Annotated in this window: 14 protein-coding genes; all 14 read left to right on the plus strand. The window is 67.4% G+C overall.

What is annotated here, in order from left to right; translation table 11 throughout:
* The first annotated feature begins 5 nt into the window (after positions 1 to 5).
* The gene (locus KHZ24_00535; GenBank protein ID MBS5449691.1) at positions 6 to 1,499 is read left to right on the plus strand and encodes a DUF512 domain-containing protein; all 1,494 of its coding nucleotides are present in this window, start codon (positions 6 to 8) and stop codon (positions 1,497 to 1,499) included.
* 174 nt (positions 1,500 to 1,673) lie between these two features.
* Positions 1,674 to 2,984 (plus strand): ribosome biogenesis GTPase Der, encoded by a 1,311-nt coding sequence (gene der, locus KHZ24_00540; protein MBS5449692.1) that lies wholly within the window; start codon positions 1,674 to 1,676, stop codon positions 2,982 to 2,984.
* Between the two features lie 6 nt (positions 2,985 to 2,990).
* Positions 2,991 to 3,698, plus strand: coding sequence for a glycerol-3-phosphate 1-O-acyltransferase PlsY (gene plsY, locus KHZ24_00545; GenBank protein MBS5449693.1), 708 nt, complete (start codon positions 2,991 to 2,993; stop codon positions 3,696 to 3,698).
* A gap of 92 nt (positions 3,699 to 3,790) precedes the next feature.
* Positions 3,791 to 4,807 (plus strand): NAD(P)-dependent glycerol-3-phosphate dehydrogenase, encoded by a 1,017-nt coding sequence (locus KHZ24_00550; GenBank protein ID MBS5449694.1) that lies wholly within the window; start codon positions 3,791 to 3,793, stop codon positions 4,805 to 4,807.
* A 60-nt stretch (positions 4,808 to 4,867) separates the two neighbouring features.
* Positions 4,868 to 5,557, plus strand: coding sequence for a ribulose-phosphate 3-epimerase (rpe, locus tag KHZ24_00555; GenBank protein MBS5449695.1), 690 nt, complete (start codon positions 4,868 to 4,870; stop codon positions 5,555 to 5,557).
* A gap of 20 nt (positions 5,558 to 5,577) precedes the next feature.
* Positions 5,578 to 6,762 carry a cysteine desulfurase gene (locus KHZ24_00560; GenBank protein MBS5449696.1) on the plus strand — a complete coding sequence of 395 codons (1,185 nt, stop codon included), beginning with the start codon at positions 5,578 to 5,580 and terminating at the stop codon, positions 6,760 to 6,762.
* Between the two features lie 3 nt (positions 6,763 to 6,765).
* Positions 6,766 to 7,575, plus strand: coding sequence for a PHP domain-containing protein (locus tag KHZ24_00565; GenBank protein ID MBS5449697.1), 810 nt, complete (start codon positions 6,766 to 6,768; stop codon positions 7,573 to 7,575).
* Positions 7,572 to 8,390, plus strand: coding sequence for a Nif3-like dinuclear metal center hexameric protein (locus KHZ24_00570; protein ID MBS5449698.1), 819 nt, complete (start codon positions 7,572 to 7,574; stop codon positions 8,388 to 8,390). Before KHZ24_00565 ends, KHZ24_00570 begins: the two co-directional genes overlap by 4 nt.
* A 66-nt stretch (positions 8,391 to 8,456) precedes the next feature.
* Positions 8,457 to 9,173 (plus strand): hypothetical protein, encoded by a 717-nt coding sequence (locus tag KHZ24_00575; GenBank protein ID MBS5449699.1) that lies wholly within the window; start codon positions 8,457 to 8,459, stop codon positions 9,171 to 9,173.
* Positions 9,174 to 9,444: 271 nt separating this feature from the next.
* Positions 9,445 to 11,016, plus strand: coding sequence for a ribonuclease Y (rny, locus tag KHZ24_00580; protein MBS5449700.1), 1,572 nt, complete (start codon positions 9,445 to 9,447; stop codon positions 11,014 to 11,016).
* 64 nt (positions 11,017 to 11,080) lie between these two features.
* Positions 11,081 to 12,151, plus strand: coding sequence for an ATP-binding protein (locus tag KHZ24_00585; protein MBS5449701.1), 1,071 nt, complete (start codon positions 11,081 to 11,083; stop codon positions 12,149 to 12,151).
* Between the two features lie 87 nt (positions 12,152 to 12,238).
* Complete coding sequence (locus tag KHZ24_00590; GenBank protein ID MBS5449702.1) at positions 12,239 to 12,619, plus strand: stage V sporulation protein S; 381 nt, start codon at positions 12,239 to 12,241, stop codon at positions 12,617 to 12,619.
* A 12-nt stretch (positions 12,620 to 12,631) separates the two neighbouring features.
* The gene (gene miaB / locus KHZ24_00595) at positions 12,632 to 14,014 is read left to right on the plus strand and encodes a tRNA (N6-isopentenyl adenosine(37)-C2)-methylthiotransferase MiaB (GenBank protein MBS5449703.1); all 1,383 of its coding nucleotides are present in this window, start codon (positions 12,632 to 12,634) and stop codon (positions 14,012 to 14,014) included.
* Between the two features lie 46 nt (positions 14,015 to 14,060).
* Entirely contained in the window at positions 14,061 to 15,008 is a 948-nt protein-coding gene (gene miaA, locus KHZ24_00600) for a tRNA (adenosine(37)-N6)-dimethylallyltransferase MiaA (protein ID MBS5449704.1), read from the plus strand.
* Positions 15,009 to 15,017: the final 9 nt, after the last annotated feature.

Here is a 15,017-nt window from a genome sequence, read left to right on the forward strand (position 1 = left end):
ACCCTATGACGCCGCATGACCCGCGCACGACGGGCCCCTACGAGCCCTCCGAAGCGCTCGCCGAGTTCGCGGCGACCCCTGAGCCGCCCACGCCCACGGGCTCTGACGACGCCTCCCGCCCCCGTGGCAGGCGTGACCCATGGCGCGGCGCGACCATCGCCTCCGTCGAGCCCGGCGGGCCCGCGGCGCAGGCGGGTCTGGAGCCTGGCATGCGCGTCACGCACGTCAACGGCGTCGAACTGCGCGACATCATCGACTGGGACTGGGAATCCGATGGCTTCGACGTCGAGCTCGACGGCGTCGCCTACGAGGGCACGCCCGATGAGTTCGAGTTCACGTGCGACGTCGAGCGCGACTACGGTCAGGACTGGGGCCTGAGCTTTGATGGCGTCGTGTTCGACGGCATGCGCCTGTGTCGCAACAACTGCACGTTCTGCTTCATGAAAATGCTGCCCAAAGGCATGCGCAAGACGCTCTATCTGCGCGACGACGACTATCGCCTCTCGTTTTTGCAGGGCAACTTCGTCACGCTCACCAACGTGACCGATGCCGACGCCGAGCGCATCGTCGAGCGGGCCCTCTCGCCGCTCAACGTCTCGCTGCACGCCGTGTCGCCCGACGTGCGCGCCCGGCTCATCGGGCGCAACGCCGCCCGTGGCATCGAGGTGCTCGAGCGCATACTCGCGGGCGGCATCGAGGTCCACGCGCAGATCGTGCTCGTACCCGGCGAGAACGACGGCGACGAGCTGCGTCGAACGCTCGACTACGTCGAGGCTCGGCCCCTCATCACGTCGCTGGGCATCGTGCCGCTCGGCTTCACGCGGTTCCAGGACACGTTTTCCGCCTCGTACTCAAGCGACCCTGCCGCGGCGCGCGCCGTATGCGAGCTCGTGCGCCCCTATCAGCTGCGCAGCCGCGCGAAGGAGGGTCGCACACGCTACCAGCTCGCCGACGAGTTCTATCTTGCGGGAGGTGTTGAGCCGCCAGCCGCCGAGGAGTACGACGGCTACCCGCAGTACTACGACGGCATCGGCATGGTGCGCTCCTACCTGGACGAGATGGTCGAGGCGCGCGCCGATGCGAAGCTGGCGGATCGGCTCGCGCGCGGCGCGGAGGAGCTGCGCCGCCGGGGCCTGACGCTGCTCATGGTGGCGGGGGAGGCCGCGGCGCCGCTGGCAGGTCGCTTCGCCGAGCGGCTGGGGCTGGGAGGCGCCGCCCGTCCCGTCGCGGTCGAGAACCGCTACTTCGGCGGCAACGTCGACGTCGCTGGCCTCCTGACGGCGACCGACGTCCTCGGTCAGCTTCCGGAAGATCTGTCAGGCCGCGTCGTGAGCGTTCCGGACGTCATGCTGAACGCGGACGCCCTCACGCTCGACGGCGTGCCGGCCTCCGAGCTGCTTGCGTCCCTGGAGGACCGCGGGGCCGCCCGGGCGTTCGTATGCCCGACGACGGCGCTCGCCCAGGCCCGAGCCATCTGCGACGCCGTCGAGGCGCTGTAATCGCATCCAACGCGGGCCTGCGCAGATGTGGTGCCCGCGTTCCTGCCTGGCAGCCCGGCACGTTTCAGCATGCTATCCTATCAAGCATGTGCGCCCTTGCCGTCGGCAACGCCACCGCACCTGCTCCGGCCCGGCGCACGCACTTCACGTCAGCACGTCTGTGAGAGGACTACCGTGGCAAAGCCAATCGTAGCCGTGGTGGGTCGCCCCAACGTGGGCAAGTCCACCCTTGTTAACCGTATTTCCCAGCGCCCCGAGGCCATCGTGCACGAGACCGTGGGCGTCACACGCGACCGCACGCTGCACGACGCCAACTGGAACGGTGTCGACTTCACGCTCGTCGACACCGGTGGCATCGAGCCGGGCAAGTCTGACGACGCCTTCTCGCCCAAGATTCGCGAGCAAGCCGTCATGGCCATCAACGAGGCCGACGTCGTCATCTTCATCGTCGACTCCAAGACGGGCATCACGCACGAGGACTCCGTCGTCGCCGACATCCTCAAGAAGTCAAAGCGCCCCGTCCTGCTCGCTGTCAACAAGTGCGACTCCATCAAGCAGGACGCCTACGCCTACGAGTTCTACGGCCTGGGCGTTGGCGACCCCCGCCCCATCTCCGCGACGCAGGGCAACGGCGTCGGCGACCTGCTCGACGAGGTCGTTGCGCTGCTTCCCGACTTCGAGGATGACGACACGGACGACATGGTGCGCGTCGCCATCGTCGGCCGCCCCAACGCGGGCAAGTCGTCGCTGCTCAACCGCATGACGGGCGTGCAGCGCTCCATCGTCTCCGACGTTGCCGGCACGACGCGCGACCTCGTGGACTCCATCGTCGAGCACGACGGCAAGCGCTACCGCCTCGTCGACACGGCCGGCATGCGCAAGCGCACGACGATCTCGGAGGACCTCGAGTACTACTCCTACGTGCGCTCCGAGCGCGCCATCGAGCGCGCCGACGTCGTGCTGCTCGTCATAGACGCCACCGTCGGCGTCACGGAGCAGGACCAGCGCCTCGCCGGCATGGCGAACGAGGCCGGCTGCGCCCTTGTCATCCTGCTCAACAAGTGGGATCTCGTCACGACGGCCGAGCGCCGCGAGGAGCTCGAAGAGGACGTCGTCGACCGCCTGCACTTCGTGACGTATGCCCCGTCGCTGCGCATCTCCGCCATGACGGGCCGCTCCGTCGAGCGCATCTGGGGCCAGCTCGACACTGTCGTCGCGCACCGCGCCCAGCGCATCCCGACGCCGGCGCTCAACAACATGCTTACGGAGATGCGCGAGTTCGGCCACACGGTCACGCAGGGCAAGCGCCACCTCAAGATGACGTACGTCACGCAGACGGGCACGGAGCCGCCGCAGTTCACGTTCTTCGTCAATGCGCCCGACATGATCAACAACAACTTCGAGCGCTACCTCGAGAATCGCCTGCGCGAGCGCTTCGACCTGAGCGGGACCCCGATCCGTCTCAAGTACAAGAAGAAGGACTAACGCGCTATGGAGGGATCCGGCGACGTGCTTGCCTACGTGATGTGTGCGCTCTCATGCGTGCTCGCCTATCTCATCTGCGGTTTTCCGAGCGCCTATGTCGTGGGCGAGCGCATGGCTCACCTCGACGTGCGCACGGTCGGCTCGGGAAACGTCGGCACGACGAACATCGCGCGCGCCGTGGGCAAGCGCGCCGCCGCTCTGACGCTGCTGCTTGACGTGCTCAAGGCCGTCGTAGCCGTGTTCGTGGGCTACGGCCTCATCGGGCTTGTCGGCGTCGGCGACCTGGATGCCGTGCGCCCGGGCGGCAGGCTCGACTGGGCGATGGCCCTCGTGTACGCCTTCGGCATCATCGGCCACGTGTTCACTCCATACCTGCACTTCAAAGGTGGCAAGGGCATCGCCGTCGGCTTCGGAGGCGCCCTGGCGCTCATGTGGCCCGTCGGCCTGTCCCTGCTCGCCCCGTTCCTCGTGTTCGCCGTGCTGACGCGCTACGTGTCGCTCGGCAGCATTGTGGCGGCCCTGTCGCTGCCGCTGCTCAGCTGGCTCATCGAGCGCCCGTCGCCGGCGTTCATTGTCACCCTGTGCGCAGTCTCTGCGCTCGTCATCTGGTCGCATCGTGCCAACATCGTGCGCCTCGCGCACGGCGAGGAGCGCCGCTTCTCGTTTAAGAAGAAGGGCGAGCCCGTGCCCGTCGACCCTGGCACGCCTGCCTAGGCCAGCGCGAAGGCGCCGGCCCGTGACGAGCGAAAGGGGAGGTAGACATGGTTGACGTGCAGCGTGAGAGCGCGGCGGCGTGCCCCGATCCCGTGCGCTGTTGCGTTATCGGCGCCGGCTCGTGGGGCACGGCCATCGCCCGCCACCTAGCAATGCGGGGGCATGACGTGCGGCTCTGGTCGCACGGCCAGGCCGTGGCAGACGGCGTGAACGAGGCGCATCGCAACCCGCGCTACCTCAGCGACGTCGATCTGCCCGAGACGATCACCGCCTCGTGTGACCTCGCCTGGTGCCTCGAGGGGGCCCGGGCCGTTGCGTATGTCGTGCCGTCGAAGAACCTGCGCGAGATCGCGCGGCTCAGCGCGCCCTTCCTGGCTCCCGACGCGGCGTGCGCCGTCCTGACGAAGGGCATCGAGCCCGGTACGTGCGAGCTCATGACGCAGGTCGTCGCCGATGAGGTGGGCGGCGCCGAGCGCGTCGCCTGCCTGTGCGGGCCCAACTTCGCGGCGGAGGTCGCCCGCGGCGTCCCGAGCGCGGCGGTCGTCGCGTCCCAGGAGCGCGACGTGGCGCTGCGCCTGCAGTCCGTGTTTCACGCGCCGCGCTTCCGCACGTACGTTTCCGAGGACCCTGTGGGCGTCGAGACGTGCGCGGCCTCGAAGAACGTCATGGCCATCGCCTGTGGCATCGCCCGCGGCGTCGGCGGCGGCGATAACACGGCCGCCATGCTCATGACGCGCGGCCTGGCCGAGATGGGCCGCCTCGTGGCCGCGACGGGCGGCGACCCCGTGACGTGCATGGGCCTTGCCGGAATGGGCGACCTCGTGGCGACGTGCACGTCAACGCACTCGCGCAACTACACGTTCGGCCTCGGCTTTGCCGGCGGCGAGAGCGTCGAGGCGTACATGGAGCGCACGCACATGGTCGTGGAGGGCTACTACGCCTGCGCGAGCATCTCGCAGCTCGCGGAGCGCGCCGGTGTGGAGCTGCCCATCGTGCGCAGCGTCTACCGGCTGCTCTACGAGGGCGCCACGCTCGACGACGTCATCGACGACCTGTTCGCCCGCGCGCCGCGCGACGAGTTCTACGGCTTCGGCGCGCCGCGCGCCTAGCCGCCATCCGCAACGCGGGTGCGCCGCACAGTCCGGCCGCACCTGCCCTACCGTGAGGAGATGGTTGTGGTGGAAGCGCGAGAGACTGAGCGCGTGCTCATGGCCCCGTCCATCCTGTCGGCGGACTTCCTGAACCTGCAGCGCGACGTCGCGCGGGTGGCAGCGGGCGCCGACTACATCCACGTCGACGTCATCGACGGCCACTTCACGCCGAACCTGACGATCGGGCCCGCGTTTGTCAAGGCGCTCAAGGGCACGTTCGACACGCCGCTTGACGTCCACCTGATGGTCGACAACCCCGAGTCGACGGTCGACTGGTACCTTGACGCGGGCGCCGACCTGGCGACGGTGCACGTCGAGGCCCTCGTTCACGGCAACCGCATCGTCCACCACATCCACGAGCGCGGTGCGAGGGCCGGCATCGCCCTCAACCCGGCGACGCCCATAGCCGCCGTGCGCGAGTATGTCGAGATCGCCGACCTCATCCTGCTTATGAGCGTCAACCCCGGCTTTGGCGGCCAGAAGTTCATCGGCTCCACAACACGACACATCCGCGAGCTCACGGCCCTGTGCGACGAGCTGGGCGCCCGTCCGCTCATCGAGGTGGATGGCGGCATCGGCCTGGCGACGGCGCCCGAGGTTGCTGCTGCCGGCGCCCGCGTGCTCGTGGCTGGCAGCGCCGTGTTCGGGCAGAGCGACCCCAACGCCGCCATGGAGGCCATCCGCGCTGCAGCCGAGCGAGCGCTGTAGTCGTGGAGGGGACCGAGGGCATGAATGACCAGGTGATCCGGCGCTACTTCGACAACGCGGCGTCGTGTCTGACGACGGACGTCGCCCGCGCCGCCGCCGCGGCGTTCGACGCCCAGCCGTGGGCAGGCGCCAACCCCAACTCGCTGCACAGCGACGGGCGCGCAGCGTTTCGCGCCCTCGAGCAGGCGCGCGCCTCGCTCGCCAGCAGCTTGGGGGCGCATCGCCCCTCCGAGGTCGTTTTGACGGGCGGCGGCACTGAGGCGAACAACATGGCGGTGCGCGGCCTGGCCCGTGCGGCTCGCGAGCGCTCACGCGGCCAGCGGTCTCGCGTGCTCGTGAGCGCCATCGAACACGAGTCCATCCTCGAGCTGAAGGGCGCGCTTGCCCGCGACGGCCTGACGCTGCAGACGATTGCCGTGACGAAGCGCGGCGAGCTCGACCTCGGTGACCTTGAGCGCAAGCTCGGGCCCGACGTCGCCTGCCTCAGCGTCATGGCCGCCAACAACGAGACGGGCGTCGTCCAGCCTCTCTCCGACGTCGTGCGTCTGGCCCGCGGCTGGAAGGTGCCTGTGCACACGGACGCCGTGCAGGCGTTCGGGCACGTTGAGCTGCCGCTTGCCCAGCTGGGCGTCGACGCTGCGAGCGTCACGGCGCACAAGCTCGGAGGCCCCGTCGGGATCGGCGCGCTGTGGCTGCGTGCGCGCACGCCGTTCGAGCCGCTGACGTTCGGCGGCGGTCAGGAGGGCGGCCTGCGCCCCGGCACGGTCGACGTGCGCGGCGCCTGCGTGTTCGCGCAGGTGGCGGCTGACGCGCTCGCTCACCTCGACGAGCGCCGCGCCGCTGTGTCCCGCGTGGCCGACGTCCTCGTGAGCGAGCTGTGCGAGGGCGACGCCCCCGTCGCGCGCACGACGGTTCCCGGCCTTGCAGACGTCCCCCACCTGCCGGGAACGCTGTCGCTCATTGTGCCCGGCCACCAGACGCAGGGCCTCATCCTCGCGCTCGACGACGCTGGCTTCTCTGTGGCGGGCGGTTCGGCGTGCTCGTCGGGCTCGCTTGACCCGAGCCACGTGCTGTCTGCCATGGGCATCGTGCGCGACGACGCGCTGTGCGCCCTGCGCCTGTCGTTTGACGAGCGCATCACGTGCGACGACGCTCGCGCGCTCGCGTCGGCCCTGCGCGAGGTGTGCTTGGGGGAGGGGAGGTAGCCCATGCCCCGAGAGCTGGTGGACTGCCACACGCACACGCGCTACTCAGATGGGACGCCCACGGTCGGGGAGAACGTCGCCCGTGCCGCCGAGCTCGGCCTGACGACGATCGCCTGCACGGACCATTTCGTGCTGCCGCCCGACATCGACCCACGCTGTGAGGTGTCCGTCCCAGCCGGCGACGTGGACGCCTATTTCGCTGACGTCGCGGCCGCCCGCGCCGCCCATCCCGATGTTGACGTCGTGCTCGGCTGGGAGTGCGACTATTACGACGGCTGCGAGACCTACATCGAGCGCTATCGAGGCGACGCGACGTTTCTGCTCGGTTCCGTGCACATGATCGACCGTCGCTGGATCGACGACGGCGACGACTTGTCGTACTGGGATGAGCGCGGCACGACCTATGTCTGGGAGCGCTACTTCGACACGTGGTGCGCTGCCTGCGCCTGCCCCGTCGGCTTCTCGTCCATGGCCCATCCCGATCTCGTGCGCAAGTTCGGACGCATCCCCGACGACGCCACGCTGCTGACGCGCCTGTTCGACGCCGCCGCCTGTGCCGCCCGCGACGCCGGCGTGCACGTCGAGGTGTCATCTGCCGCGCTGCTGACGGTGACGCACTCGTTCTATCCCACGTCGGCCCTCCTGGCGCGCTTCTGCCAGGCGGGCGTGCCTATCACGGTCGGCTCGGACGCGCACCGCGTCGAGCGCATCGGGGACCACGTCGCGGAGCTGTACGACTATGCGTGGACGGCGGGCTACCGCAGCGTCGACGTGCCTACGTCCGACGGCGGCTGGCGAAAGGTCGAGCTATGAGCGAGCCCAACGTTTCCCTGGCACCCCAAACGATCGGCGAGCTCGAGCGGGCCCTGCTCGAGCGCATCCCGAGGCGTGACGCCGAGGAGTGGGATCGCGTGGGCCTGTCTGTCGGCGACCCGTCTGCGCCGCTTGAGGGCGTCGCGTGCGCGCTGGACGTCACGCCCGAGAACATCTGCGCCGCTCGCGAGGCGGGTGCAAACGTCCTGCTGACGCACCACCCCGTCTGCCTCGCCATGCCGGGGCGCATCTGCCCCCAGCGCGCGGGCACCCCTACGCCGGCGTCGAGCATCTGGGAGGCCGTCGAGGCGGGCGTCGGCCTCATCGCGCTGCACACGAACCTAGATCGCGCTCCGCAGGCCACGCTCGCGCTGCCGCGCCTGCTGGGCATGGACGCGCGTCCGGGTATCGAGCGCAACCGCCCCGCGGGCTGTGGCAGCCTCGGATCGGTCGCCGAGGTGGGTGAGCCCATGACGCTGCGAGAGCTCGCGGATCGCTGTGTGCGGACGTTCGGCCGCGTCGCGCAGTGCTTTGGCGACCCGGAGGCCTCCGTGCGTCGCGTGGGCTTCTACACGGGCAGCATGGGAAGCGAGGGCTGCGCTGATATGGTGGCTGCCGCCGTTGACGTGGCAGTCTGTGGCGAATGCGGCTATCATCGTGCGCTCGACCTCGTCGCAGGGGGCACTGCGGTTATAATCCTTGGCCATGACGTCTCGGAGCTGCCGCTGGTTTCCTGCCTGCATGAGGTAGCCCTGAGTTGCGGCGTTGCTGAGGACCGCATCAGCGTCCTCGCCGAGCCGCGCCGCTGGTTCTAACAAAACGCATATCGCCGCCCATCTCGGCCACGCGCCGGATCGGCCCGCACAGAAAGCGAGAACACGATGGAAGAGGCACGCGCACTTCTCGAGCTCCAGCAGGTCGATCTGGCCATCATCCGCGACCGCCGCTCGCTCGAGGCCATCCCCGAGGGCAAGCAGGTCCAAGAGGTGCGCGCCAAGCTCAAGGAGCTCGCCCGCCGCACGACGAAGATTCGCGGCCTGCTGAAGGACCAGGAAATCGAGACGCAGGACAACGACGAGAAGCGTCGCGACATCTCCTCGCGCGTCGAGGAGGTCAACCGCATCAACGCGGAGACGACGGACTTCCGCAAGGTCAAGAACAATAACGCCGAGCTCGACCGCCTTGCCAAGCGCCTCGAGAAGGTTGACTTCATCGCCGGCAAGCTCAACGAGGAGACGCAGCGCCTCCAGGGCCTCATGGCGCAGGCGGAGGACGTGCGCACGAAGCTCGAGGAGAGCGAGCGAGCGCTCGTCGAGGCGTTCAAAGGCAAGGCCGAGGGGGTGCGCGAGGACCTGCGTCGCCTCATGGGGGAGCGCGAGAGCCTCGTGGCGTCTGTGCCTCCGGCGCTGCTTGCGCAGTACGAGGCGAGCTGCAAGTCCCACGGCATGATCGGCGTCGCAGAGCTCGAGCAGGGCATGTGCAGCGGCTGCCGTGTGCAGCTCCAGCCGTCGCAGATCGACGCGCTGCGCACGGGCCCCGACATCAGCACGTGCCCCGTGTGCGGCCGCATGCTCGTCGTGCGCACGAGCGTTAACTAGCGCCAAGCGGCATATTTTCGTCTGTGGATGCGGATCGACCTGCGGAGATTGTCCCTTCAGGTTGACCCGCGTTCTCTCTGTCTCGTACAATCGCAGAAGCATTTGTGTGACAACCTCGTTAACGCGAGTTTTGATAGAGCTTTGAACGTAAGCGGGTCTCTCAAAACTTCAGATCGCATGACGCGGGTCCCACGATGCCGGATGTCCTGATCCGGCTGAACCTTGCCGGCTGGGCGTTCGTTCGCCAGCACCTGAAACGTAGCCGGGAGGTATGACCATGCCAGATGTACTTCTGATCGCGATCGCTGCCATCGTGGCGCTCGCTGTTGGCGTCGTCCTCGCCCTGCTGTTCGCAACCTCGTCTTCCAATGGCAAGATCAAGCGCGCGGGCGCCGAGGCGTCCCGCGTCATCGACGATGCGCGCAAGCAGGCCGAGGCCGTCAAGAGCGAGGCCGAGACGGCCAAGAAAGAGGCGCTCATCGGGGCCAAGGAGGAGATCCTGCGCCAGAAGCAGGCCGCTGAGGAAGACGAGCGCCAGCGCAAGGGCGAGCTCCGCAGCATGGAGAGCCGCCTCATGCAGCGCGAGGAGTCGCTCGACCGCCGCAGCGACGCGCTTGACAAGCGCGAGCACCAGCTGGCAAGCGAGGCGGGCGCCATCGAGAAGAAGACGCGCGAGGCGGACGAGATGCTGGGCCGCCAGCAGGCCGAGCTCGAGCGCATCTCCGGCCTGACGGTGGACGACGCCCACGCCGAGCTGCTCGACCGCGTGCGCGACGACGTGACGAAGCAGGCTGCGAACATCATCCGCGACTCCGAGCAGCGCGTGCGCCTCGAGTGCGACAAGACGGCGCGCGACATCCTGTCGACCGCCATCCAGCGCCTGGCGTCCGACCACGTTGCCGAGGTCACGCTCACGACGGTGCACATCCCCTCCGACGACCTCAAGGGCCGCATCATCGGCCGTGAGGGCCGCAACATCCGCACGTTCGAGCAGATGACGGGCGTGAACCTCATCATCGACGACACGCCCGAGACCGTGCAGCTCTCCAGCTTCGACCCCGTGCGCCGCGAGATCGCCCGCGTCACGCTCGAGAACCTCATCGCCGACGGGCGCATCCACCCGGCACGCATCGAGGAGCTGTTCAACAAGGCGACCGACCAGGTGAACGCGAAGGTGCTCGAGGCGGGCGAGTCCGCGTGCTTCGACCTCGACATCCACGACCTGCACCCCGAGCTCGTGCGCACGCTCGGCTCGCTGCGCTACCGCACGTCGTACGGCCAGAACGTGCTGTCGCACTCCATCGAGGTCGCGCAGCTCTGCGAGATCATGGCGTCGGAGCTCGGCATCGACCCGGCACCGGCTCGTCGTGCCGGCCTGCTGCACGACATCGGCAAGGCTATCGACCACCAGGTCGAGGGCCCGCACGCCGTCATCGGCGCAGAGCTCGCCCGTCGCTACGGTGAGAGCCCGGCCATCGTGCACGCCATCGAGGCGCACCACAACGACGTTGACCCGTCCACGGTGCTCGACGTGCTCGTCCAGGCCGGCGACGCCGTGAGCGCGGCCCGCCCCGGTGCCCGCCGCGAGTCCGCCGAGAGCTACGTGAAGCGCCTCGAGAAGCTCGAGGAGATCAGCAACGCGCACAAGGGCGTCGAGCGCACGTACGCCATGCAGGCCGGTCGAGAGATCCGCGTCATGGTGCGCCCGGAAGAGATCTCCGACGCCGACTCCGTCGTGCTCGCGCACGACATCGCGACGGAGATCGAGGAGAAGATGCAGTATCCCGGCCAGGTGAAGGTCGTCGTCATTCGCGAGAGCCGCGCGACGGACATCGCGAAGTAACGCCGTGGCAGATGAGCTTTTGGGCGGTGCGCGCTCCCAGCAGGAGGGAGCCGCACCGCGCCCTGTGTCTGGGAGCCTGCTCGACTTTGTGGCCCAGGTGTCAGGGGAGGGACAGCTGCGCGTTGAGGAACGCCTCGGTGACGGCTTCGTGCGCTTGCGCGTGGCTGAGGCCGAGCGACGTCAGGCAAAGCACGACATCCGATGCGTCGAGGACGTCGTCATCGAGATGCTGCGTAACGCCCGCGACGCCGGGGCGCGTCACATCTACGTAGCGACGACGCGTGAGGGCGACGTACGCACGCTCACGCTGCTCGACGACGGGTCTGGCATCCCGAAGCACATGCACCGCGCCATATTCGACGCCCGCGTCACGTCGAAGCTCGAAACGATGACGATGGATCGCTGGGGTGTGCACGGTCGCGGAATGGCGCTGTACTCCATTGCGCAGAACGTTGAGGATGCCCGCGTTGTCGCGTCGGCGCCGGGCCTCGGATCCTCCCTTGCGGTACGCGTCGACTGCGCAAAGCTTGCGGAGAAGACGGACCAGTCGAGCTGGCCGTCGCTGGGGCGTGACGAGGACGGCGTGACATGCGTTGCGCGTGGGCCCCACAATATCGTGCGCACGCTCCTGGAGTTTGCTCTTGAGGAGCGTGACCGCGTCAGTGTGTATCTCGGCACGCCCACGGAGATCGCTGCAACTCTGTTTTCGGACGATCCCGCTCACGTTGACGTGCGCGACCTTGTGTTCTGTCGTGACGTCGAGGCGCTTCCCGTCTGCTCGCGCCTGCGCGCAGCGGGCGATGCGGGAGAGCTTGTCCGCTGCTGCGCCGACATTGGGCTCGACGTTTCGGAGCGTACGGCGCACCGCATCCTTTCGGGTCAGATAGGCGCGCTTGCCCCGGCGCTCTCTCGGCTTGTGGCGTCTGCCAACGGCGAGGCTGCGCCCGTCGATTTGCTGCGTGATCGTCGGGGTCTCAAAGTCACGAAGGCCGATTTGGCCGAGTTCTCGCGCGATCTCGAGCGCGCCTTTGCGGCGCTCGGGGAGAAGTATTACGTCACGCTGCGTGGCGAGCCGAAGATCCGTGTCACGAGGGATCGTGTGACCGTCACGTATGACCTCGCAAAAGAGGATTAAAGCAGTACACTTGTACGGTCGCCTGGCGTCTCACGCGGATGCCTGACGGGCGGCACCACAGAAACGCAATCGCAAAACGGAGCATCTATGGACTACCTGAAGGTATCGAGCAAGTCGTCGCCGGCGAGCGTTGCCGGGGCAATCGCGGGGCTCATCAAAGACGGGCAGCCTGTCGAGATCCAGTCCGTCGGCGCCGGTGCCGTCAACCAGGCCATCAAGGCTGTGGCTATCGCGCGCGGCTTCCTCATTCCAGCGGGCATCGATGTCGCATGCGTTCCGACGTTCCAGGACATCGAGATCGACGGGGAATGCCGCACGGCCATCCGCCTCTCCGTCGTCCCTCATACGCTCACTGCCCCGGCTCTCTCGCAGCTCGACGTGGCGTCCGACGCCTCCTCTTCCAGTGCCTCCCGTTCTGTTTCCCCTGCGCCGGTTGCTTCGCTTGCGGCCGCTGCGGCTATCGCCTAGACAGGATCGGCTATGCTGACTTCCAACGAGACGTCTCAACCGCTCGCCGGCACAACGTATGTCGTTCGTGCCTTTGGCTGCCAGATGAACCTGCACGACGCTGAGCGCGTCCGTGGCATGCTTGAACAGGCTGGCTCGTTGCCAGTCGAGGAGTATGCCGACGCTGATATCGTCGTGTTCCTTACGTGTTGTGTGCGCGAGGCTGCGGATACGCGTCTGTACGGCCAGGTTGCCACGATGCGCACCCTTCCCCCGCGCCCGGGCTCCGAGCGTCGTGTTGTCGCCGTGGGCGGCTGCATCGGCCAGCGCGATGGCGAGGGTCTGTTCACGCATCTTCCCAATGTCGACGTCGTGTTCGGAACGCACACGCTCGGTCGCGTCGTGGAGCTCATCACGCGCGTGTTGGATGGCCAGGACCATCTCGCCGCCCTGCTCGATGCCGACGCTCCGGGAGAGGCGTCTACGGACTTGCCGACGCAGCGCGACACGGATTTTCACGCATGGGTTCCCATCACGTTTGGCTGCAACAACTTCTGTACGTACTGCATCGTCCCGTACGTGCGTGGTCGCGAGCGCAGCCGCGCGTTTGACGAGATCGTGACTGAGGTGAGCCATCTGGCGCAGGAGGGCTGCCAGGAGATCACGCTTCTGGGCCAGAACGTCAACTCGTACGGGCGCGACCTCTACGGGAGCCCTCGCTTTGCTGACCTGCTGCGCGCTTGCGGCCAGACGGGTATTCCGCGCATACGCTTCGCTACGAGCCACCCCAAGGACCTGTCGGACGATACGATCGCCGCCATGGCGCAGACGCCTGCCGTTATGCCTGCGCTGCACCTGCCGGCTCAGTCCGGCTCGTCGCGCATTCTCAAGCTCATGCACCGCACGTATGACCGTGATCGCTATCTGGAACGCATCGATGCCGTGCGGGCCGCTATCCCCGATATCGCGCTGTCGACAGACATCATCGTGGGCTTCCCGGGCGAGACGGAAGAGGACTTCCTGGAGACGCTGTCACTCGTAGAGCGCGTGCGCTATGCCCAAACGTTCACGTTTATCTACTCCAAGCGCGAGGGCACGCCGGCGGCAAAAATGGTCGACGACACCCCACGCGAGGTCATCCAAGGACGTTTTGACCGTCTGGTTGATGTCGTGCAGCAGTGCGCGTTTGAGGCAAACCAGCCTGAACTCGGCGCGACGGTTGACGTCCTGTTCGAGGGTCTTTCCAAGCGCGACTCGTCTGTGCTCTCGGGTCGCAGCCCGAAAAACCAGACGGTGCACGCTCCCATCCCTGCCGGCCGTCATGCCGACGAGTTCATCGGGCGCATTCTTCCCGTCCATGTCGACGAGGCACGGACGTGGTATCTGAAGGGACAGCTCGTTGATGGGCGGAACTGACGCTCGTTCGACGTGCGGGCTGTCCGTCGCCGGCGCGTGCGACGTGGTGGCTCCGCAGGTTGTTGCTGTTGTGGGCCCTACGGCGAGCGGGAAGTCGGCACTGGCTGACGAGCTTGCTGTGCGACTAGGCGGCCCCGTTGTTTCTGCGGATGCCATGCAGGTGTATCGCCGCATGGACATCGGTACGGCAAAGACGCCCGTTGCCGAGCGCAGGGCGCCGCTGCTGTGCATTGACCTTGCCGAGCCCAATGAGACGTATTCCGTTGCCTGCTTTATGTCGCAGGCACACGATGCAATCGATACGGCGTTAGAGGTGGGGCGTGTTCCCGTGGTGTGCGGCGGGACGGGTCTGTACGTGCGGGCGGCGCTCGAGGACATGGACTTTCCTTCGGGCGAACAGCTCGACAATCCCGTGCGCGCCCGTTATGAGGCACTGGCCGCCGAGCTGGGCCCAGACGCATTCCATGCCTTGCTAGCGCAGCGTGACCCAGCCAGCGCGGCCCTCATTCATGCGAACAACGTACGACGCGTTGTTCGCGCGTTTGAGCTGCTCGAACAGGGCACGTCCTATGCCGTACAGCATGAGGGACTTCACGTGCGCGTCGACAGGCACCCCACGCTCATGGTGGGTCTCGAGATGGATCGCGCCCAACTCTACGAGCGCATTAACGCGCGAGTTGAGCGTATGGTGGAGACAGGCCTCGTCGATGAGGTGCGTGGGCTCGTGGCGGAGGGGCTTGCCGATTCACTGACGTCGCGCCAGGCGATCGGCTACCGAGAGATTATCGCGTATCTGGCAGGGGAGTGCTCTTTGGCACAGGCGGTCGATGATATTCAGCGTGCCTCGCGACGCTACGCAAAACGCCAGCTCACGTGGTTCCGTGGTGATCCACGCGTGCGCTGGATTGACGCTTCTGGGTATACATGCGAGCAGATGGCTGACATCGTGGAACAGTGGATGGCGGTCGGTATTTCAAATCATGCGGGGGTGTAGGCCGACCAG

Source organism: Coriobacteriia bacterium, from assembly GCA_018368455.1.
Taxonomy (GTDB): domain Bacteria; phylum Actinomycetota; class Coriobacteriia; order Coriobacteriales; family UMGS124; genus JAGZEG01.

What these genes read in the sequence shown, in the direction of transcription:
- KHZ24_00535 (MBS5449691.1), top strand. Translation starts at nt 6, where the DNA reads ATGACGCCGCATGACCCGCGCACGACGGGCCCCTACGAGCCCTCCGAA.
- plsY (MBS5449693.1), top strand. Translation starts at nt 2,991, where the DNA reads ATGGAGGGATCCGGCGACGTGCTTGCCTACGTGATGTGTGCGCTCTCA.
- rpe (MBS5449695.1), top strand. Translation starts at nt 4,868, where the DNA reads ATGGTTGTGGTGGAAGCGCGAGAGACTGAGCGCGTGCTCATGGCCCCG.
- KHZ24_00560 (MBS5449696.1), top strand. Translation starts at nt 5,578, where the DNA reads ATGAATGACCAGGTGATCCGGCGCTACTTCGACAACGCGGCGTCGTGT.
- KHZ24_00565 (MBS5449697.1), top strand. Translation starts at nt 6,766, where the DNA reads ATGCCCCGAGAGCTGGTGGACTGCCACACGCACACGCGCTACTCAGAT.
- KHZ24_00570 (MBS5449698.1), top strand. Translation starts at nt 7,572, where the DNA reads ATGAGCGAGCCCAACGTTTCCCTGGCACCCCAAACGATCGGCGAGCTC.
- KHZ24_00575 (MBS5449699.1), top strand. Translation starts at nt 8,457, where the DNA reads ATGGAAGAGGCACGCGCACTTCTCGAGCTCCAGCAGGTCGATCTGGCC.
- rny (MBS5449700.1), top strand. Translation starts at nt 9,445, where the DNA reads ATGACCATGCCAGATGTACTTCTGATCGCGATCGCTGCCATCGTGGCG.
- KHZ24_00590 (MBS5449702.1), top strand. Translation starts at nt 12,239, where the DNA reads ATGGACTACCTGAAGGTATCGAGCAAGTCGTCGCCGGCGAGCGTTGCC.
- miaB (MBS5449703.1), top strand. Translation starts at nt 12,632, where the DNA reads ATGCTGACTTCCAACGAGACGTCTCAACCGCTCGCCGGCACAACGTAT.